This window comes from Marinitoga lauensis (assembly GCF_004135675.1).
In the GTDB taxonomy this organism is placed as follows: Bacteria; Thermotogota; Thermotogae; order Petrotogales; family Petrotogaceae; genus Marinitoga; species Marinitoga lauensis.
In genome coordinates this window covers 202912-224628 of sequence record NZ_QHLX01000003.1, presented here as the reverse complement: position 1 = coordinate 224628, position 21717 = coordinate 202912, and the positions used below count along the sequence as shown (strand labels likewise).

Annotated in this window: 13 protein-coding genes, 2 tRNA genes, 5 pseudogenes and 1 other annotated feature; of the genes and pseudogenes, 17 read left to right on the top strand and 3 right to left on the bottom strand. The window is 28.4% G+C overall.

The window, feature by feature from the left end; genetic code table 11:
- Positions 1–163 precede the first annotated feature (163 nt).
- Positions 164–1455 (bottom strand): annotated as a pseudogene (locus DJ007_RS06225) (basic amino acid/polyamine antiporter).
- 86 nt (positions 1456–1541) lie between these two features.
- Positions 1542–2743: pseudogene (gene arcA / locus DJ007_RS06215) on the bottom strand (arginine deiminase).
- 319 nt (positions 2744–3062) lie between these two features.
- On the opposite strand from arcA, the gene DJ007_RS06210 reads away from it, so the two are divergent.
- The 17 genes and pseudogenes from DJ007_RS06210 (at position 3063) to DJ007_RS06130 (ending at position 21234) form a co-directional block, all read left to right on the top strand.
- A tRNA-Thr gene (locus tag DJ007_RS06210) sits at positions 3063–3138 on the top strand.
- 19 nt (positions 3139–3157) lie between these two features.
- A tRNA-Tyr gene (locus DJ007_RS06205) sits at positions 3158–3243 on the top strand.
- A 36-nt stretch (positions 3244–3279) separates the two neighbouring features.
- Positions 3280–3444, top strand: a complete 165-nt coding sequence (rpmG, locus tag DJ007_RS06200) for a 50S ribosomal protein L33 (protein WP_047267463.1) — start codon at positions 3280–3282, stop codon at positions 3442–3444.
- A gap of 74 nt (positions 3445–3518) precedes the next feature.
- The gene (secE, locus tag DJ007_RS06195) at positions 3519–3746 is read left to right on the top strand and encodes a preprotein translocase subunit SecE (RefSeq protein WP_129408785.1); all 228 of its coding nucleotides are present in this window, start codon (positions 3519–3521) and stop codon (positions 3744–3746) included.
- A 23-nt stretch (positions 3747–3769) separates the two neighbouring features.
- Positions 3770–4828: a transcription termination/antitermination NusG family protein gene (locus DJ007_RS06190; protein WP_129408784.1), complete on the top strand. Its 1059-nt coding sequence runs from the start codon at positions 3770–3772 to the stop codon at positions 4826–4828.
- A gap of 46 nt (positions 4829–4874) precedes the next feature.
- Positions 4875–5302: pseudogene (rplK, locus tag DJ007_RS06185) on the top strand (50S ribosomal protein L11).
- A 13-nt stretch (positions 5303–5315) separates the two neighbouring features.
- Positions 5316–6017, top strand: coding sequence for a 50S ribosomal protein L1 (gene rplA, locus DJ007_RS06180; protein ID WP_129408783.1), 702 nt, complete (start codon positions 5316–5318; stop codon positions 6015–6017).
- A gap of 21 nt (positions 6018–6038) precedes the next feature.
- Positions 6039–6178: a sequence feature (ribosomal protein L10 leader region), on the top strand.
- 9 nt (positions 6179–6187) lie between these two features.
- On the top strand, positions 6188–6733 hold the full coding sequence (rplJ, locus tag DJ007_RS06175) for a 50S ribosomal protein L10 (protein ID WP_129408782.1): 546 nt from the start codon (positions 6188–6190) through the stop codon (positions 6731–6733).
- A 33-nt stretch (positions 6734–6766) separates the two neighbouring features.
- Positions 6767–7150, top strand: a complete 384-nt coding sequence (rplL, locus tag DJ007_RS06170; protein ID WP_129408781.1) for a 50S ribosomal protein L7/L12 — start codon at positions 6767–6769, stop codon at positions 7148–7150.
- 111 nt (positions 7151–7261) lie between these two features.
- Positions 7262–10869 (top strand): annotated as a pseudogene (gene rpoB, locus DJ007_RS06165) (DNA-directed RNA polymerase subunit beta).
- Positions 10870–10890: 21 nt separating this feature from the next.
- Positions 10891–15621 (top strand): annotated as a pseudogene (locus tag DJ007_RS20065) (DNA-directed RNA polymerase subunit beta').
- Positions 15622–16058: 437 nt separating this feature from the next.
- Positions 16059–16598, top strand: a complete 540-nt coding sequence (locus DJ007_RS06155) for a hypothetical protein (protein WP_129408780.1) — start codon at positions 16059–16061, stop codon at positions 16596–16598.
- Between the two features lie 26 nt (positions 16599–16624).
- Positions 16625–18304, top strand: coding sequence for a hypothetical protein (locus DJ007_RS06150; protein ID WP_129408779.1), 1680 nt, complete (start codon positions 16625–16627; stop codon positions 18302–18304).
- Between the two features lie 122 nt (positions 18305–18426).
- Entirely contained in the window at positions 18427–18615 is a 189-nt protein-coding gene (locus DJ007_RS06145; RefSeq protein ID WP_129408778.1) for a hypothetical protein, read from the top strand.
- 98 nt (positions 18616–18713) lie between these two features.
- On the top strand, positions 18714–19283 hold the full coding sequence (locus tag DJ007_RS06140; RefSeq protein ID WP_129408777.1) for a hypothetical protein: 570 nt from the start codon (positions 18714–18716) through the stop codon (positions 19281–19283).
- Positions 19284–19369: 86 nt separating this feature from the next.
- Entirely contained in the window at positions 19370–20704 is a 1335-nt protein-coding gene (locus DJ007_RS06135; protein ID WP_129408776.1) for a hypothetical protein, read from the top strand.
- 344 nt (positions 20705–21048) lie between these two features.
- Positions 21049–21234, top strand: coding sequence for a hypothetical protein (locus DJ007_RS06130; RefSeq protein WP_129408775.1), 186 nt, complete (start codon positions 21049–21051; stop codon positions 21232–21234).
- Between the two features lie 116 nt (positions 21235–21350).
- Here DJ007_RS06130 and atpC read toward each other — a convergent pair whose 3' ends face one another.
- Positions 21351–21701 (bottom strand): ATP synthase F1 subunit epsilon, encoded by a 351-nt coding sequence (gene atpC / locus DJ007_RS06125; protein WP_129408774.1) that lies wholly within the window; start codon positions 21699–21701, stop codon positions 21351–21353.
- Positions 21702–21717 lie beyond the last annotated feature (16 nt).

Below are 21717 nucleotides of genomic sequence, written 5' to 3'. Positions count from 1 at the left end.
CCCTTTTATGTTTATAACATAACATTATAACACAAAAAAATACCTCCTCGTAGTTTAATAACTACTTTGGAGGTATCATTGATTTTTAAAAGCTTATAATATTTCTAAACAACTAATTTCCCTGTTGCTACTAATATTATAACAATTATCGAAACGATCCACATTAAACCATAGATTGTTTTCTGAGCCCTGTTAAGCTTTCTCCTTTTTCTTTCTTTGCTATAGGATATGCAAAAATACCAAATGAATATATTACCAATGCCGTAATAATATAAATCCAACCAACTGCATAAATTACCCAGGCAGTATAAATTACAGCAACCCAACCAAAAAATTTATATAAGCCATTATTCTCTTCATTTGCTACCCTTACTCCAAATACTGCTGAAAAGAAATAAGGTAGCAATATTGTTGTTGTAGCAATGTAAAATATAGTATTATATACATTCTGTAAAGTGTCTGATAAAAGAGTTAATAAAAATATCTGAGTTATAATATTAGTTACTGTTAATGAAAATACTGGTGTTGCATGCTCATTTTGTTCTGCAAACTTTTTTGGAAAAACATTATCCTTAACAGCAGCTATATATGGAATTTCTGCTGTTAATAACAACCAACTTAATAATGCTCCAAAAACAGAAAATAAGAAACCAAAATCTAAAATATATTGTCCTGGTTTTCCCATTATTTTACTTAAAACTGTTCCCAAAGGAGATGTCGAATTTACCAATTCTGAAGGAGGTACAACTCCCATTGTAAATACTGAAACTGCTATATAAATCACTAAAGTAATAAGAAAACCAATTACTGTTGCTTTTCCAACATCTTTCTGTGATTTGGCTTTATTTGATAAAACCACAGCACCTTCTATACCAATAAATGCCCATAGCATTGTTCCAAAGCTATTATTAATCTGGTTAAATATTGAAGATGTTTCACCAGTTGCAGCTAATTTAGTTGAAAAGAAAATTCCTTTTACTAAATCCGGATTGAATGCAAAAAGAGAAAGGATTGCAACTAAAAACAATGGAACTAATTTTAAAATAGTTAAAATTGCATTTGTAAATCCTGCTGTTCTTATACCACTGATGATTAAGAAATGATATACCCACAAAATAATACTTGAAAATACCAATGCAATAAATTTATTCTGTTCTAACACAGGAAAATAGCCACTTAATATTTTCATTATAACGGCAAAAAAAGCAATATTCCCAAGTAATGCTGACCACCAATATCCCAGGCAGAATTAAATCCGACAAATTCACCAAATTGTTCTTTTGCATAAGAATAGATTCCACCTTCAAGCTCCGGTTTTTTATAAGATAAAAATTGAAAAACCATAGCAAGAGCAAAAACTCCAAATCCGGTAATTAACCATCCTATTAAAATAGCACCTGGATTGGCAACACTACCCAAATCGGCAGGGGAATTAAATATCCCGGCACCTATCATTGAACCAATAACAATCATGGTCAATGCAAACAACCCCAAAACTTTATTATTACTCACACCACCACCTCCTATTAAAATTACTAACATTAGCCTCTATTCATAGGCATGGACATACATCTTGGACCACCACGCCCCTGGATAATTCACTTGATGGTATTTCTATAACATTAATTCCATTTTCTCTCAATAAAGTGTTGGTTACATAGTTTCTATCATAAGCTATTACAACGCCAGGTTTAATAGCCAATACATTTGATCCATCATTCCATTGCTCTCTTTTAGCTGCAATTTCATCTTCTCCACCACATTTTAAAATTTTTATTTTTCCATTGTTCATATATTTTTGTAATATTTCTTCTAAAGAAGCTTTTTCTTCTATTACTTCCAGATCTTTTTCTCCTTTTTTAATAACGTATACTAATAAGCTGGATTCCAATTTTGAATGTGCTAAAAATTTATCATTATCAACCATTGTAAAAATAGTATCTAAATGCATATATGCTCTTTTCTTAGGAATATTAATTGCAAGTATTGTATCAAAACTTTCATCCGTTTCAAAAAATAATTTTTTTGCCAATATTTCCACTGCTTCTGGCTCTGTTCTTTGAGATATTCCTATTGCCAAAACTTTATCCGTTAAAACAAGAACATCCCCACCTTCAATTGCGAAATGATTATTCATATCATAATATATTGGAGTACCTTCAAAATCTTTATTATATTTCACGACATATTTCATAAACAATGACTCTCTTCTCCTCGCCTTAGTCATCATTTTATTTATTACAATCCCTTTTCCAACAAAAGCTATGGGATCTCTTTGAAAATATAAATTAGGTAAAGGTAATAAATAAAACTGTTTATTCATTCTTACCTTTGTCGAAAAATTTTCTTTCTTTAATTTAAACTCATTTATCCTAACACCACTAACTATTTTGTTAATCATTCCTTTTGTATCAAAACTCAAAAGATATTCTTCCAATGCTTTTAATATATATTGATTTTTAACTTCACTTAAATCAAGATACTCCTTGACAAATTGTTTTTTTATTTCATCTTCACTTAATGCTGTAGCCAATAAATCTGTTACGTATTCAACATGAACACCATTTGTTCTTAAAATTTCAGCAAAATAATCATGTTCTTGCTGTGCTTTTTTTAAATAAGGTATATCCTCAAATAATAGTTCCTCTAATAAATCTGGCTCCATATTTTCCAATTCTAAACCAGGTCTATGCAATAAAACTCTTTTTAAATCCTTAACTTCAGAATAAACGTTAATGCTCATTGTAAAACCTCCTACAAAAAAATTTTAAAACCCCTTAATATTATACTCGATGTAATAAAAAAATAAAAACTTGAAAATTCATGAATTTTTATGAGTATGATAAATTTTTCACTGTTAAATAAAATTATTATAAGTATGCGTGAGTATGCATGAGTATGCGTAAGTATGCTCGGATATACTATGAAATTTTTTTCACTGTCACAAAATAAATCCGTGTTCATTTATTAGTGATATAATGTTGCAAATGAGTAATAACTTCTTAATCGTTAAGTAATTGACAGCACGGTTTTTATCTGGTATAATAACCCACGGATGAGTTGCCGACGTAGCTCAATTGGCAGAGCGGCTGACTTGTAATCAGCAGGTTGGGGGTTCAAGTCCCTTCGTCGGCTCCATATTTTTTTACTTACCGGTGGTGAGGTGCCCGAGTGGCCAAAGGGGCGGACTGTAAATCCGCTGGCGGATTGCCTTCGAAGGTTCGAATCCTTCCCTCACCACCATTTCATTAATTATAATGTTATGCGAGGTGAAATAAAATGGCAGCAAAAAGTCCTGTTTTAACCGTATCGCTAAAATGTACTGAATGCAATAGAAGAAATTATTACAAACAAAGAAAAAGAACTTCTAAAAAAAAGTTAGAATTTAGAAAATATTGTCCTCATTGCAATAAACACACTTTACATGTTGAATCAAAAATATAAAATGTAAAAGTTTTCTAAAAAAGGAAATCAACCCCTAATTTAGGGGGTCATGATTAAATTTTGGGGGTGTTTTGATGTCGAAATTTTGGTTATTTTTAAGTTCTGTTATGCAAGAATCTAAAAAGGTTAAATGGCCAAACAAAAAAGAAGCTTTAAATTCAACGTTGATAGTATTAGCTATACTAATATTTGTATCTTTATATTTATTTATTGCTGATTATGGATTATTAAACTTCTTTTCAAAAGTTATTTATCCTTTAATCGGCATTAAAAGTGGTTTAGGTACTGGCGCTACTCAATGATGTTGAAAAGCAGGTGAATAGACATGCGTAAAAAATGGTATATTTTACAAACTTTCTCTGGAATGGAATACAAAGTTAAAGAATTAATTGAAGAAAAAGCCAAATTATATGAGAAAGAAAATATGTTTGGTAAAATATTGATACCAGAAGAAAGTGAAATTGACTTAACCAATAAAAAAATTGAAAGACTTGTTGTTTCTGAAGATGCTTCTGTTTTTGTAAAAAATGGAGAAAATGTAAAAAAAGGTGATTTGCTTGCAGAAGAACCACCTGTTGTCGTAAAAAATTCTGGAACTATTGTCGAGGTTAAGAATTTTAGAAAAATAATTGTAGAGACGAAAGATAAGAAGTTTACTAAAACTTTTTTGATTCCAGAAAGCGCTAAAATTATTGGTGGTTTAAAAGTAAATTCAAGAATACACGCAGGTATTCCTTTAGCTAAAGCTGAGGGATATGAAGCTGATCTTGATGGTATTATTATCTCTATTGAGAAAATGAAAAGAGTTGTTATTCAAACAGAATCAAATTCAAATGATGTATATTTAATATTTAAAGATAATTTTGATTCTGCAGCTTTTAAAAAGGGAACATATGTAGAAAAAGGACAGATTTTGGGTAATAAAAGACAATATAAATCTAAATCTTCAGGAAAAGTTGAAATTAGAGATTTTGCAAGTAGAAAAGAAATTATAATACTAAAAACAAGAATTTCAAGGTTATTTCCTGGATATATGTTTATAGAAATGATTTTAAACAAAGAAACTCAGGAAATGGTAAAAAACATCCCTTATGTTATTAATTTTATTAATATAGGTGGCACTCCTGTTCAATTAAAAACGAAAGAAGTAAAAGCTTTATTAAGATTAACAGGTGAAGAAAGCTACGAAATGAAAGAAAGCAAATTAAGAGCAGACTATGAAATAGGAGAACATGTAAGGATTGTTAGTGGACCATTTGAATTCTTTACTGGAAAAATTACCAATATTGATTTACATAAGCAAACAGTAAAAGTTACAATTAATATGTTTGGAAGAGAGACTGAGGTAGAATTAGGCTTAACAGAAATAGAAAAAATTGATTAAAAATAGTGGAGGATTACTCCGCTAATACCACAAAGGAGGGAAACATATGGCAAAGAAAATTGCTAGAATGGTTAAATTGCAATTGCCAGCAGGTAAAGCTACACCTGCTCCACCAGTTGGTCCTGCATTAGGTCAACATGGTGTTAACTTAATGGAATTCTGTAAAAAGTTTAACGCTGCAACTGCAGATAAAGCCGGAATGATTATTCCTGTTGAAATTACAGTTTTTGAAGACAGATCATTTACATTTACTTTAAAAACCCCCCAGCTTCTTTTTTAATTTTACAGGCAGCTGGACTTAAAAAAGGTGCTTCAAATCCTGGTAGGGAAATTGTAGGAAAGATCACTATGTCACAGGTAAAAGAAATTGCAGAAATCAAAATGCCCGATTTAAATGCAAGAACAATTGAAGCAGCTATGGAAATCATAAAAGGTACTGCAAGAAATATGGGCATTGAAGTAGTAGAAGGTTAAGGGGTGTATGTGAATGTCAAGACATGGTAAAAGATACTTAGAAGCAAAAAAATTAATTGATAGAGAAAAATTTTATACATTAGATGAAGCTTTAGAAATAATACCAAAATTGGCCACTGCCAAATTTGATGAAAGTATAGAATTGCATATGGTTTTAGGTATTGATCCAAGAAAAAATGATCAACAGGTAAGAGGCAATATCTCTTTACCACACGGAACAGGTAAAAAAGTTAGAGTTTTGGTTTTCGCTAAAGGTGATAAAGTAAAAGAAGCTTTAGACGCTGGAGCAGATTATGCTGGTTCAGATGAATTCATTCAAAAAGTACAGGGTGGTTGGACAGATTTTGATGTTGCAATTGCAACACCTGATATGATGAGAGAAATTGGTAGATTAGGTAAAATCTTGGGTCCTAGAGGATTAATGCCATCTCCAAAATCAGGAACAGTTACAAATGATGTTGCTGATGCAGTAAAAGACTTTAAAGCTGGAAAAATTGAAGTAAGAAATGATAAAACTGGAAATCTACATATTGCTGTTGGAAAAAAATCATTCGAAACAGATAAATTAAAAGAAAATATTGTAGAAGCTTTACAACAAATAGAAAAAATGAGACCATCTGGAGCAAAGGGTAAATTTATTAGAAAAGTTTCATTAGCTCCAACAATGGGTCCTGGTTTGAAATTAAACGTTTCTGAATTTTTAACTGAAAAGTAATAAATCTTGTGTTATAATACTCACGTAAATGAATAAGTACTGAAGACAGCAGGTAATATATAATGTGGTGGATACCCGCCTGCCGAGGTACGCTGAAGAATAAAACAATAATGTTTTAGCGCTTCTGCGGTCCTCGGGACCGCAGATTTTTTTAGAGGAGGTGTGAGTCGGTGTTAACAAGAGCTCAAAAGGCTGAGTTGTTAAAAGAATTGGAAAGTGTTTTCAAAGATTCTTCAATAGTTGTTTTTGTTGATTTTAAAGGTATGACTGTAGCACAATCAAATGCATTTAGAAGTGAATTATATAAAAATTTTGAAAACAAAGTTAATTTTAAAATCACTAGAAATGCTTTGATTAAAACTGCAATAAAAAATGCAGGTTTAAATTTAGAAGAATATGAAAAATATTTAGAAGGAAACACTGCTCTTTTATATACTAAAGACGCAGATCCTATTGAAGCTTTAAAAACTTTAGTAGAATTTAAAAAGAAAAACAAATTAGAAGTTCCAGTTATAAAAGCTGGCATCTTAGAAGGTAAAACATTCACTGCTGAAGAAGCAGAAGAATTGGCAAAATTACCTTCAAAAGAACAGTTGCTTGCTATGTTGGTTGGTGGCTTAAATGCTCCTATTTCAGGTTTGGTTGGTGCATTAGGCGGAATTTTAAGAAAGTTCTTATATGCTTTGAATGCTATAAGAGAAGAAAAAGAAAAATAATAATACTTAAATATTTTCAGGAGGTGTATTGGAATGACAAGAGAAGAATTAATTCAAGCAATTAAAGAAATGACTGTAGCAGAATTAGCAGAATTAGTAAAAGCTTTAGAAGATGAATTTGGAGTATCAGCAGCAGCTCCAGTTGCAGTAGCAGCAGCTCCAGTTGCAGGTGCAGCAGCTCCAGCAGCAGAAGAAAAAGATTCATTTGATGTTGTATTAAAGAGCTTTGGTGCAAAGAAAATAAATGTAATTAAAGTTGTTAGAGAAATTACAGGTTTAGGATTAAAAGAAGCTAAAGATTTAGTAGAAAAAGCAGGAACTCCAGATGCAGTTGTTAAAGAAGGAGCTACAAAAGACGAAGCTGAAGAACTTAAAAAGAAATTAGAAGAAGCTGGCGCAGAAGTAGAATTGAAGTAATTTCTTAAAGAAATATAAACTTTTATATGATATAATTTATCCGCATCAGACTAAAGTCTGATGCGGTATTGTTTTGCTAATAAAAAAATTAGGAAGACGAGGTGATTCTTTGTGAACACCCGAGTGTTAAAGGTGGGAAAAAGAGAAAGGCATTTTTTTGGTAAGGTTAAAGAGGACATTTCACTTTTCCATGATTTATTGGAAATTCAACTTGATTCATTTGATTGGTTTGTAAAAGAAGGTGTTAAAGAGGTTTTAGACAAATACTCTCCTGTTACAGTTGAATTAAAAGGAAAAAGAAAAGCTAAAATCTCTCTGGAGTTTACAGAAGTTTGGACGGAAGATCCTATATTTGAAGAAATGGAATGTAAAGAAAAAGGGTTATCTTATACTGTTCCATTAAAAGCTAAAATAAGAATAACAGATCATAGTACTGGGGAAATTATTGAACCCAGTGATTCTTTATTTTTTGGTAATATCCCAAAAATAACAGATAGAAGTACATTTATTATTAATGGCGCAGAAAGAGTTGTTGTAAACCAGCTCGTTAGATCTCCTGGTGTTTATTTTGTTAGCGAAGAACAAAAAAGTGTTAAACAAACAAGACCATATTTTGTTGCTCATTTCCTACCAGTTAAAGGTGCATGGCTGGAAATAATCTATAACCCAAATCCAGGAAAAGATTTTTTACAAATCAGAATTGATAGGAAAAGAAAATTTAATTATTTCCTATTCTTAAGAGCTTTAGGATATGATTCTGATCTCGCTATTTTAGATTTATATCCTCATAAAATCAATTTAAATTATGATTTGACTGAATATCTGGAAAAAAATATAACAATACTTTCAGATATAGCAGTTCCAGAAAGCTCAGATTTATATAAAGATACAAAAACATATAGAGGTGTTAGATTAACAGAAAAAATTGTTGATGAATTGCTTGAATTAGGAGTTTCAGAAATAACAGTAGCTCATATTGTTGCTCAAAATACGTTAGACCTGTTTAAAAAAAGTTATGAATCCGAAGATTCTATCCTAACTCCCGAAGATGCTTATAAAGAATTATTCAAAAAATTGAGACCTGGTGAAATTCCTAGAGTAAATATTGCAACTGATTATATTAATAATTTATATTTTAACCCGAATACTTTCGACTTCTCAATGATTGGTAGGAAAAAAATAGTTAATAGAATGGAAGATGTTTATAAAAAATATTTAATTGAAGTCGAAGGAAAAATAATTGAAAAGGGTGAAGATATTGAATATCCTCATAAAGAGGAGAGAATATTAACCAAACTTGATCTCGTGTTAGCTTCAAGACATTTATTAGAAATGAAAGAAAATCCAGAATTACTTGATACAAGAGATCATTTAGGTAATAAACGTGTTAGGTCAGTTGGAGAATTGATGCAAATTGAATTCGAAAGATCATTCTCTAAAATGCTGCCTATTCTAAGTGAAAAATTGAGTATCATACCAAATATTCAAAAATTAAATCCAAATTCTTTGATAAATTCAAGAGCAATAATGACAACTATCAATCAGTTTTTTGCAACAAGTCAACTTTCTCAATTTATGGATCAGGTTAATCCATTGTCTGAATTGACTCATAAAAGAAGATTATCTGCTATTGGACCTGGTGGGCTAAAAAGAGAACATGCAAAATTCGAGGTTCGTGATGTTCATCATTCACACTACGGAAGAATGTGTCCAATTGAAACACCAGAAGGAGCAAATATAGGTTTGATTACTTCTTTGGCAATATTGGCAAGAGTTGATGAGTTTGGTTTCTTAGAAACACCATATTATAGGGTTAAAAACGGGAAAGTTCTATATGAAAAGGGAGCCTATTGGCTAACTGCAGATCAGGAGGAAGAAAAAATTATTGCTCCTGCTTCTGTTGAAATAGATGAAAATGGAATGATTAAAGCAGAATACGTTGAAATCAGACATGCTGGTAAGGTTACATATGTTCATAGGGAAGATGTTGAATTTATTGCTGTTACACCAAAACAGATTGTTAGTGTTTCAACTTCATTAATCCCATTCCTTGAACACGATGATGCTAATCGTGCTTTGATGGGTTCTAACATGCAAAGGCAGGCTGTTCCATTAATGATTACAGAAGCTCCTTTTGTAGGAACTGGTGTTGAATGGTTAGCTGCTAGAGACTCTGGATATGTAATCAAGGCAAAACATAGAGGTAGAGTATCCTATGTTGATGCAAAAACAATTATAATTAATAGAATAGATGAAAATGGAAAAGATATATTGGATAATTATGGAAATCCAGTTCAGGATAAATATACATTATGGAAATTTATTAGATCAAACCAGGATACGACTATAAATCAAAGACCTATTGTTGAAATAGGTGAAATTGTAGAAAAAGGTTCTCCACTTGCTGATGGACCGGCAATAGATATGGGAGAATTAGCATTGGGTAAAAATGTACTTGTAGCATTTATGCCATGGGAAGGTTATAATTTTGAAGATGCTATACTTGTAAATGAAGAATTGCTCGAAAGAGATACATTTACCTCATTACATATTGAAGTATATGAAACCAAAGCTATGGATACGCAATTAGGTCCTGAAGAAATTACAGCAGATATTCCAAATGTAAAAAAAGAATCATTAAGAAATCTTGATGAACATGGTATAGTTAGAGTTGGCGCTTACGTTACATCAGGAGATATTTTAGTTGGTAAAGTAACTCCAAGAGGTGAATCAGAAACATCTCCAGAAGAAAAATTAATTAGATCAGTTTTTGGAGATAGAGGTAAAGACGTTAAAGATACTTCATTAACTGTTCCTCATGGAATTGAAGGTAGAGTTATTGATGTAAAAGTATATACAAGAAAAGATATTCCTGACCTTGAAACTGGTGTAAATCAATATGTTAAAGTATATATTGCTTCAAAGAAAACGTTAAACGTTGGAGATAAATTAGCTGGTAGGCACGGTAATAAAGGTGTTGTTTCAAATATTTTAAGAAAAGAAGATATGCCTTTCTTACCAAATGGAAAACCAATTGAAATGATACTTAGTCCTTTAGGTGTTCCTTCACGTATGAACCTTGGGCAGGTATTGGAAATGCATCTTGGTTGGTTAGCAAAATTAACAGGAAAACATTTTGCTACTCCTATATTTGATGGTGCAAAAGAAAAAGAAATTATGAAAGCATTATATGAAGCAAGAAAAAATAATAGAATGGATGAATTGGATAAAGTTCGTAAAGAATATGGACTTGATTTAGGAGACACTCCAGAAGTTGAAAGTGGAAAAATCGTGTTAAGAGACGGTAGAACAGGTGAACCTTTTGATTATCCAATTGCTATTGGATACATGTATATGTTAAGATTGGTTCACATTGCAAAAGATAAAATGCACGCACGTTCTACAGGTCCATACTCATTAATTCACCAACAGCCATTGGGTGGTAAAGCACATTTTGGTGGTCAAAGATTCGGTGAAATGGAAGTTTGGGCATTAGAAGCTTATGGTGCTGCGCATACATTAACAGAAATGCTAACATATAAATCAGATGATATTAAAGGTAGAAATGAAGTATATAAAGCCATATTAAATGGAAAGAATTTACCAGATCCTGGTATTCCTGAAAGTTTCAAAGTTTTAGTTAAAGAATTACAGGGTTAATGTTAGATGTTCGTTTGTTTGATGAAGACGGTAATGAATTAGATGTAGATAAATTATAAATCCCTCAAGGAGGGTAAAGCATGGGTAAAATGACATCATCATTTAAAAGGAAAATTGCAAAAATCAAAGTGGGAATTGCTTCTCCTGAAAGAATAAGAGAATGGTCAAGTGGAGAAGTAAAAAAACCTGAAACTATTAATCACAGAACATTTAAACCTGAAAGAGATGGGTTATTCTGTGAAAAGATTTTTGGTCCTGTTAAAGATTATGAATGTACTTGTGGTAGGTATAAAGGTAAAAAGTATGAAGGCACAGTATGTGAAAGATGCGGTGTTAAAGTAGAATCTAAAGAAGCCAGAAGAAGAAAAATGGGCATATAGAATTAGCAGCTCCAGTGGTACATATCTGGTTTTTGAAATCGTCACCATCTATTTTATCCATACTATTGAATATACCAGTAAAAGAATTAGAAAACATCATTTATTATGGTTCAAAAAGGGTTGTTGAAAAAATATGGTTAATTACGGATCCAAAAGATTCTGATATGTTTGATTATGGTGATATGCTTCATAACACCGAATATGAAATTTTTAAAGAAAAAATGGACTTTGAAGTAGAACAGGCTGTGAAGGTTTTACACGTAAAAAACAAACCAATGGCCAAAAGAAGCGGTGTTGTAAGCATTGAAACAGAAATGACTCAAGCCAAACATGAGATTACATGGGTAAAAATAACAGACGAAAATGGTATAGAAGAAAAATGGCCTATATTCGAAGGTTCTACATTATTCGTTGAAGAAGGCGATGAAATAGAAGAAGGCACACAATTAGCTGACACATTTTTATATGAAGAAGAAATATTAACAGCCAGTGAATACTTAATTTTTGAACAATTCTATCCTTCTACAATAGAGATAGAAAGAGATATAGAAAGAGATACCCTATATTGGTTATAACAGCTATAGACCCAGAAGTCGAAAAAGAGATTGGTAAAGGTATAGGGAGCACATTATTACAGGAAGAATATGAAGCATACTATGAACTTTATGGTGATAAAATAACTGCTGATTATGGTGGAGAGGCTATTAAAAAGTTACTCAAAAATATTGATTTACATGAATTAAAAATACAATTAGAAGCAGAATTAGCAAAGTTAGATAAAAAAAGTGCAAAAGCCTTAAAATTAATTAAACGATTAAAAGTTGTAAAAGACTTCTTAAAATCCGGTAATAAGCCAGAATGGATGATAATTGAAGCATTACCAGTAGTTCCACCAGATATAAGACCTTTGATTCAAATAGATGGCGGAAGATTTGCTGCTACAGACTTAAATGACTTATATAGAAGAGTTATAAACAGAAATAACAGACTTCAAAAACTATTTGAAATTGAAGCACCTGAAATAATCATTAGAAATGAAAAAAGAATCCTGCAACAAGCTGTAGATTCTTTAATATATAATGGCCGTGTTGGTAAAGCTATGACCGACAGAAGTGGAAGACCTTTAAGATCATTAACAGATTTAATCAAAGGTAAAAAAGGTAGATTTAGAAGAAATCTTCTTGGAAAACGTGTTGACTATTCAGGAAGGGCTGTTATCGTTGTTGGTCCTGAATTAAAAATACACGAATGTGGTCTTCCAAAGAAAATGGCAATGGAATTATTCAAACCATTTGTATTGAATAAATTATTAAAAGATTCTAATGCATCAAGTAAGAATGCAAGAAAATTAAAGAAAACTATTATAGAAAAAGAAATGCCTGAAGCCTGGGAAATGCTTGAAGAAGTAATTAAAGGACATCCTGTAATGCTAAACAGGGCACCTACATTACATAGAATTTCTATACAGGCATTCATCCCAAGATTGATAGAAGGTAATTCTATACAATTACATCCATTAGTATGTCCTCCATTTAACGCTGACTTTGATGGAGACCAGATGGCTGTTCATGTACCATTATCAAACATAGCTCAGGCTGAAGCTAAATTTTTGATGTTGTCAAGATATAATATCATTTCACCAGCTAATGGAAAACCTATATCAATGCCAGGTAAAGATATGATTGCTGGTGCTTATTATCTAACCACTGTTGATAAAAAATACTTTGATTCTAAAGAATTGCCTAAAAATCCAAAGGATTTAATTGAAAATAACAATAAAATTAAATATATTTTTGGAGATGAATTCCAGGCATTTTATGTCCATGAATATGAAAAAATAACAAGACATGAGGTAGTAGTTGAAAACGGTGAGTTAAAATGGTCAAAACCAACATTGATATTACATGAACCAATTGGGTTATATAACAACGGCGAAATTATCAAAACCACTGTTGGAAGATTAATATTCAAAGAAATTCTTCCAGAACCAATTGGAAGATTTAATCCTGATTTCAATAAAATCTACAAAAGAAAGAAATTAAAAATCTTATATTTGACACATTTAAATATCATGGAATTGATAGAACAGCTGATTTGTTAGATGATATCAAATATTTAGGATTCCATTATGCAACAGTATCTGGATTAACAATTTCTGTAAGAGATATTGTTGAATCAAAAGAAAGATTAGAAATTATCAAAAAATCAGAAAAGACTGTTATGGAAATCGAAAAATATTATGAAGAAGGTTATTTAACAGATGAACAAAGATATAAAGAAGTCGTTAAAGTTTGGGAAAAGACAATTGCTGCGGTTACTGAAGTAACAAGTAAAGAATTCAAAAAGTATCCATTCAATCCAGTATGGATGATGGTTGATTCCGGAGCTAGAGGTAATATCGACCAGTTGAAACAGCTTGCCGGTATGAGAGGTCTTATGGCTGATCCATCAGGTAAGGTTATTGAATTGCCAATTAAATCTAACTTTAGAAATGGGTTATCAGAATTAGAATTCTTTATCTCTACACACGGTGCTAGAAAAGGTTCTGCTGATACAGCATTAAGGACATCTACAGCTGGTTATTTAACAAGAAGATTAGTAGATGTTGCACAATCAATTACCGTTACAGAACCAGATTGTGGTACTGAAAAAGGTATCGAAGCAAGAGAGTTAATTGCAGATGGATTAAGAATAGAAAAACTATCTGATTACTTATTCGGTAGAGTTTTAGCCAAAGATGTATTAGATCCACAAACTGATGAAATAATTTCACATCCAGAAACAGGTAAAAAATACGTTAAAGATGTAATGCTAGACGAAGAAGATGCTGAATTCTTAGCAAACTACAAAACAAAGATTCCAGTAGTTGAAACAATTAAAGATATTGAGATTGATAATATTAATTTATACTTACATAATATATTAAATAGTGATGTAATAATTGACGGTGAATTACTATTCTCAAAAGGTACAAAAATTGATAATGATTTAATTCTTTCATTAAAACAACATAATGTAAAAACCGTTGATATAAAAGAATATAAAGCTGTTAACTTCGTATTCGTAGGAGATAATCTAAAAGTTGAAGATGAAAATGGAAAATTAATTACACTGGCAAATTATCAGGAAAAAATTGATGAGGATACAGCAAGAAAATTAGAACGATATAATATTTCGGAAATCGAAGTTAGACCATCAATTTATGTAAGGTCTATATTAACATGTGAAGCTGAACATGGTGTTTGTGCTAAATGTTATGGTATGGATTTATCAAATCATAAAATAGTAAATATCGGTGAATCAGTTGGTATTATAGCTGCCCAATCAATTGGAGAACCTGGTACACAATTAACAATGAGAACTTTCCATACTGGTGGTATTGCTACAGCAGGTGATATTACACAGGGTCTTCCAAGAGCTGAAGAATTATTTGAAGCAAGAAAGAATTTAAAAGGTCCTGAAGCCGAATTCTCTACAGTAAAGGGTATTGTTAGAAAAATTGATAGGGATGAAAAAGGAAGACTTGTATTCATAGTTGAAGATTTTAAAGGCGAATTATATACATACACTGCTGATCCAAAAGTTAAACCTACAGTATCAGAAGGGGATAAAGTAGAACCGGGTTATAGGTTAACTTCCGGTAATATAAAACCAAGAAGATTATTAGAAGAATTAGGGGCAGAAGTTACATTTGATTATCTATTAAAGGAAATCAAAAAGATTTATGCTGAACAAGGTGTTGAGATCCACGATAAACACTTTGAAATAATAATCAAACAAATGTTCAATAAAGTTGAAATAACATATGCTGGAGATACAGACTTTATGCCTAAAGATTTAGTAAACATTAAAGCTGTAGAAAAAGTTAATAAAAAGATTTATGAAGAAAATAAAAAAGTTGAAGAAAATAGAGAAGATATTATTGGCAAGAAATTAGCCGAAAAAATTTCTATAAAAAATGGCGATGAAAATGAAACAATCGGTGAAGTTGGTGATGAAGTTACAAAAGAATTATTAGATAAAATAATCGAAGTTGGTATAAAAGAGGTTGAAGTATTTAAAACAGAACCTCAATTATTAGAAACTGAAGATGGAGAAATTAGATTAGTCGGAGAAAAGAAAGTATATTTAATTAATCCAAAAGAACCTGCAAGATTTGAAAGAAAACTATTAAGAATAACAAAATCATCTCTTGAAAGAGAAGGTTGGTTAGGTGCTGCATCATTCCAACAAACAGTTCAAGTATTAACAGAAGCTGCATTAGAAGGAAGAGAAGATTACCTTATGGGTCTAAAAGAAAATGTTATTGTTGGACAACCAATACCAGCTGGTACTGGATTAAAGGCTTTCTTGGAATCTGAAATTTCTGTATTCGAATTACCAACATTCCCAACAGAAGAATCACAATCAGAAGAAAGCGCTGCATCATAATAAAAAATAAATAGTAAATAGTAAATAACCTAAGGGACCTGTTTTGCAGGTCCCTTATTTGTATTAGATTAGTAAAAAATTTCAAAATATTTACTATATAAAAATATATTAACATCGAAGAAATTGATAATATAAAGCTTTCTATAAACTAAAATTTAACAATAAAAATATATCAGTTGATATAATAAAGGTGTAAATTTATTAGATTTACGAAAAGAGAAATTTACCACAAATTTACGTTAATGTTGCTGTTTTTTTGATAAAATTATTTTGAATAAAATAAGTAAAAAAATTTTTTAGTATGTCTATTATAACGAAAAATATAAATCATTTATAATTTGCGACTTATAAAGTTATAAAATTCACAATATATGTATTTTTTTTAATTGTAATATAATTAAAATTTTTAATTCATAAAAGGGAAAGGGGTGGATGTTTTGAAATACTTAAAAATTTTGTTTTTACTGATTATAATCTTATTTGGTAATATACTATATGGATATGTAAAAATCGATAAAAATAAATTGCATTCATTATATGATTATGCACAAAAATATTATGTTAAATATGAAACACAAAATCTAGAGATTTATTTTGAAAAAGATTCTCCATTTAGAAAACATATTGCTGTTTATGCAAAATTATTTCAGGATGAGGTAGATTATTTTATTAAAGTATTTAAAGAAAAAGAAATCCCAGAAAAAATTGTTATTGTCATTATTAATAATGATGCAGATAAATTGGCATTTTCTAACAAGAATGCGTCATTTACTACAGCGATAATGGATAAGGATAAAATTAAAACCTTTATTTTTTCAACCATATGGGCTGTTCCGCATGAAATAGTTCATGGTTTATGTGGTATATTATGGGGTAAAAGTGGAGTTCCATATATAGATGAAGCTTTTGCAAGTTGGTTTAGATGGTATGATAATCCATATGTTATAAATAGTTATAATAAAATAATAAAAAAATAATAATAGATTCTGACGAATTTAAAGATTTGACGTTTAATGAGAAGTTTAAAAAGATTTTCTTTAATTATAATAATGGTTATACTTTTGGTATTTCATTTTTTGATTTTATTACAAAAAAGTATGGTTATAATGAACTAAAGAAATTATATCAGGAATCTGGAATCCTTTCAGAAAAAATGCTGGAGGAAAAATTAAAAGAATATGCTAAAAACTGGCTTAAATGGCTGGGAGAGACATATTTTGAAGGTAATTATTACTATAAAATGATTTTTAAATACTATAATCATAATTTTACGGATACCATGGAACTAAAAAAATTATATTCAATAAAAAATATTACAAATAATTTTTATTTTAATTCGCAGCTAAATACATTGATTTTTAATTTAGATTATTCTACAAGAAGTGGTTTCATATATTATTTAAATAATAAAAAGATAGAGATTTATGATTCAATTCCTTTAGCAGTTTCAAAAAATTATATAGTAAAATTTGAAGATTATAATTCATTTTATATTTTTGATAGAAATAACACAAATAAAAAGATAAAATTAAATATAAATTATAAATATATAATTCCATCTATATTTATATTAGAAAATGAAAAAAAATTAATAGTAGTAAATGGAGAAAAAATAAATGAAATTAAAGAATACAGTATTGATACCGGGAAACACATAAAAACAATGGATTATAATAAATATATTTCTACAATAAAAGAAATAGATGGGAATATAATATATGGAACAACAGATGGAAATATAATAACAGAAAATAAAATTATAAAAATATCAGATGAACCTATTAGAAAAATTGTTGAAACAGAAAAATATATAATAATCCTTTCTGGAATGGATGAATTAAGTATATTGGAAAAAAACACTTTAAAAATTATAAAAAATATTAATAATAATGAATATATACATGATATATCAACAAATAAAAAAATACAGGCATTATATATATTATATGAAAAAGGAATAATTCGAAAAATAAATTTAAAAGATTTTAAAGTAGAATATGAAAAAAATGCAGGATTTGATCCTGTGAAAAACAAAGTAATTTTGACAGAAAAATATCTCATAAAAAGTGATGATGATTATATAAATTTCTATCTTTTAGAAGATAATGAAAAATCAAAAAGAAAAGATGTTGATTATAAAAATATAAATTTAAAAGAATATAAAAAATATGAAGAAAATATAAAATATTATAATATACAAAATGGATATGAAATAATAGAAAATGAATATGCAGAATTAACAATAAAAAAAGAAGGACAAATAATTTTTAAAAAAGAGTTAGAAGATTATCTGTCGAAAATAAAAATAATTAAAGATAAATTATTTATTTCATGTGAAAATGGAGCAATTGAACTATATAATATAAACACAGGAAAATTATTGTATAAAGATAAAAAAATACAGAAAATAGCAGATTTTGATGGAGAATACATATATTATGGGAATAAAAATTATGAAATAGTAAAATATGATTATAAAGCCAAAAAAGAAACAAAAAAGTATACAGGTCATTATGGAATAGTACAAGCAATAAAATTATCCAATGATAACAAATACATAATATCGTATAATGGGTTAAGTGGAAGTATAAACTCAAAACCAGGAAATAGAATATTAATACACAGTTTGCAAAAAGAAACGTATATAAGATCAATAACAATATTAAATCCAATAAAAAAGTAATTATCTTAAAAAATGATTATCAAATATTAATTGAAGATATAAAATCAAATATATTTATATACAATATTCTAAATGGTAAACTAGAAAATATAATAATACATCCATTAAAAGAAATAAAAACGATGGATATAAATAAAAATGAATTGATAATAACAGATGGAAAAAGAATAATGATATATAATATAGAAAATGGTGAACTGATGAAATCATATTTCTCAGAGTATAACATAGACAATATAAAATATATAGAAGATAATAAAATAGCATTTATTAGTAATAATATAATTTATATTTGTGAGGAAAGTAGATAGCATAAAAAGATTTTAGAATTTTAAATTTATTTTTGTAAACTTATAAAATTAAAATATGAGCTGTTGAAGACGGTATGATTTTTAAAAGGAGATTTTTTATGAAAAGAATTTTTATAATATTATATATTATTCTTATTACTATAAGTTTTTGTATAAAAATTGATAAGCAAAAAATAGATTTTATATATAATTATGCTAGAAATAATTATGCAAAATATTATATTAAAAATTTAAAAATATATTTTGAGAAAAACACTAATTTTGCTCCTTATATCGTTGAAATCGCATCATATTATCAAAAGGAAATAGATAGTTTGATAAAGGTTTTTAAAATAAAAATATTCAATAAAAAAATTCCTATAATTTTATTTGATACAAGAAAAGAAATAATAGGATTATCAGAATATCAAGCCGGTGGATTCTGGAATAATAAGGTAATTTTTGGAACGCCTGTTAATTTAAAACATGAAATTGTACATGCTATTGATTCGTATATTTTAAAAGGAGAAAATTCCTTTTTTAAAGAAGGCCTTGCAAATTGGTTCAAATATATTAATGATGGTCTCGATTTAAGCTCAAAATATCACTTTTATGCTAAATATATGCTTAAATACTCTTCAGAATATAGAAATCTGACTTATGATGAGTTATATAAAAAATATTTTTAAACTGGAAAAATGGATATACATTTGGAGCATCTTTTATAGGTTTTTTTATTGAACATTATGGAATAGATAATTTCAAAAATTTTTATGTGAATATACAAAAAATGGATGAAAATCAATTTAAAGAGTATGTAATGCCATATATGATTAAATGGATACAATGGTTAAAATTTGAAAATATAGAATTTAATTATATGGAAAATTTTTTTGAATTTTTCAAAGGCAAAAAAATAAATAATTTAAATATAGATTTTAAAAAATGGATAAAAATAAAAAATGTATATAACTGGAACTTTTTTGTTGATACAAATAATAATATTATATTGAATAAGATAAATAGTAATATATATTCACACACATCAATATACAATTTAAAAGAAAATAAATTAAATTTGTATAATGGTAGCTTTGTTGCAATTTCAAAAGATTATTTATTAACAAAGAATAGTGGTATATTAAATCTGAATTTGTATGATTTACAGAAAAAAACAAAGTTATATAAAATTGATAATGAAATGAAAAATATAAGCCTGGGCTATATTTTTGAAAAAAAGGGGATAATATATTTAATTAATGGAAAAGAAATAAGAAAATATAATTTATATACCGGGAAACACATAAAAACAATGGATTATAATAAATATATTTCTACAATAAAAGAAATAGATGGGAATATAATATATGGAACAACAGATGGAAATATAATAACAGAAAATAAAATTATAAAAATATCAGATGAACCTATTAGAAAAATTGTTGAAACAGAAAAATATATAATAATCCTTTCTGGAATGGATGAATTAAGTATATTGGAAAAAAACACTTTAAAAATTATAAAAAATATTAATAATAATGAATATATACATGATATATCAACAAATAAAAAAATACAGGCATTATATATATTATATGAAAAAGGAATAATTCGAAAAATAAATTTAAAAGATTTTAAAGTAGAATATGAAAAAAATGCAGGATTTGATCCTGTGAAAAACAAAGTAATTTTGACAGAAAAATATCTCATAAAAAGTGATGATGATTATATAAATTTCTATCTTTTAGAAGATAATGAAAAATCAAAAAGAAAAGATGTTGATTATAAAAATATAAATTTAAAAGAATATAAAAAATATGAAGAAAATATAAAATATTATAATATACAAAATGGATATGAAATAATAGAAAATGAATATGCAGAATTAACAATAAAAAAAGAAGGACAAATAATTTTTAAAAAAGAGTTAGAAGATTATCTGTCAAAAATAAAAATAATAAAAGATAAATTATTTATTTCATGTGAAAATGGAGCAATTGAACTATATAATATAAACACAGGAAAATTATTGTATAAAGATAAAAAAATACAGAAAATAGCAGATTTTGATGGAGAATACATATATTATGGAATAAAAATTATGAAATAGTAAAATATGATTATAAAGCCAAAAAAGAAATAAAAAAGTATACAGGTCATTATGGAATAGTACAGGCAATAAAATTATCCAATGATAACAAATACATAATATCGTATAATGGGTTAAGTGGAAGTATAAACTCAAAACCAGGAAATAGAATATTAATACACAGTTTACAAAAAGAAGCGTATATAAGATCAATAACAATATTAAATCCAATAAAAAAAGTAATTATCTTAAAAAATGATTATCAAATATTAATTGAAGATATAAAATCAAACATATTCATATACAATATATTAAATGGTAAATTAGAAAATATAATAATACATCCATTAAAAGAAATAAAAACGATGGATATAAGTAAAAATGAATTGATAATAACAGATGGAAAAAGAATAATGATATATAATATAGAAAATGCTGAACTGATAAACTCATATACCTCAAAGTATAACATAGATAATATAAAATATATCGAAGGTTATAGAATAGCATTTATCAGGAATAATATAATTTATGCAGATAAGGATAAATAGTGGTAAAATAAAAATCAAGCATAGGACTTACACAAAATTTTACCGGCTACCAGGCTAACCTACAGGCTACCTACCCCGGCATTGGCTATTAAAAATAAGGAAGGTAAAAACCTTCCTTATTTTTTTACTATTGATATTCTTACCATATTTTTTTCTATTTCTGCCTGAGCTTTTGCTTTTTCTGCAGTATTTGCCGCATGACTCAATTTAGCTTTAGCAGCTTCTATTGATTTCATCGCAGTTTCAACATCAATTTCTTCCGGTCTTTCAGCAGCTGTTGTTAAAATAACCATTTCTTTTCCATCCATTTCTACTATACCACCATGAATGGCAAATAATTCTTCTTTTTCATCTTCTGTTTTTATTATTAAAGGTGAAACTTTTAATTTTGCAACTATAGGTAATCTATTGGTTAATACACCCATTCCACCTTCTACTGTAGTAAATTCAGCATATTTTGCTTTCATTTCAGCTTTAATTCCT

Coding starts and splice junctions, on each gene's coding strand:
- rpmG (WP_047267463.1), top strand. CDS start 3,280: ATGGCAGCAAAAAGTCCTGTTTTAACCGTATCGCTAAAATGTACTGAA.
- secE (WP_129408785.1), top strand. CDS start 3,519: ATGTCGAAATTTTGGTTATTTTTAAGTTCTGTTATGCAAGAATCTAAA.
- DJ007_RS06190 (WP_129408784.1), top strand. CDS start 3,770: ATGCGTAAAAAATGGTATATTTTACAAACTTTCTCTGGAATGGAATAC.
- rplA (WP_129408783.1), top strand. CDS start 5,316: ATGTCAAGACATGGTAAAAGATACTTAGAAGCAAAAAAATTAATTGAT.
- rplL (WP_129408781.1), top strand. CDS start 6,767: ATGACAAGAGAAGAATTAATTCAAGCAATTAAAGAAATGACTGTAGCA.
- DJ007_RS06145 (WP_129408778.1), top strand. CDS start 18,427: ATGGATATAAATAAAAATGAATTGATAATAACAGATGGAAAAAGAATA.
- DJ007_RS06140 (WP_129408777.1), top strand. CDS start 18,714: ATGAAAAGAATTTTTATAATATTATATATTATTCTTATTACTATAAGT.
- DJ007_RS06130 (WP_129408775.1), top strand. CDS start 21,049: ATGGATATAAGTAAAAATGAATTGATAATAACAGATGGAAAAAGAATA.
- atpC (WP_129408774.1), bottom strand. CDS start 21,701: ATGAAAGCAAAATATGCTGAATTTACTACAGTAGAAGGTGGAATGGGT.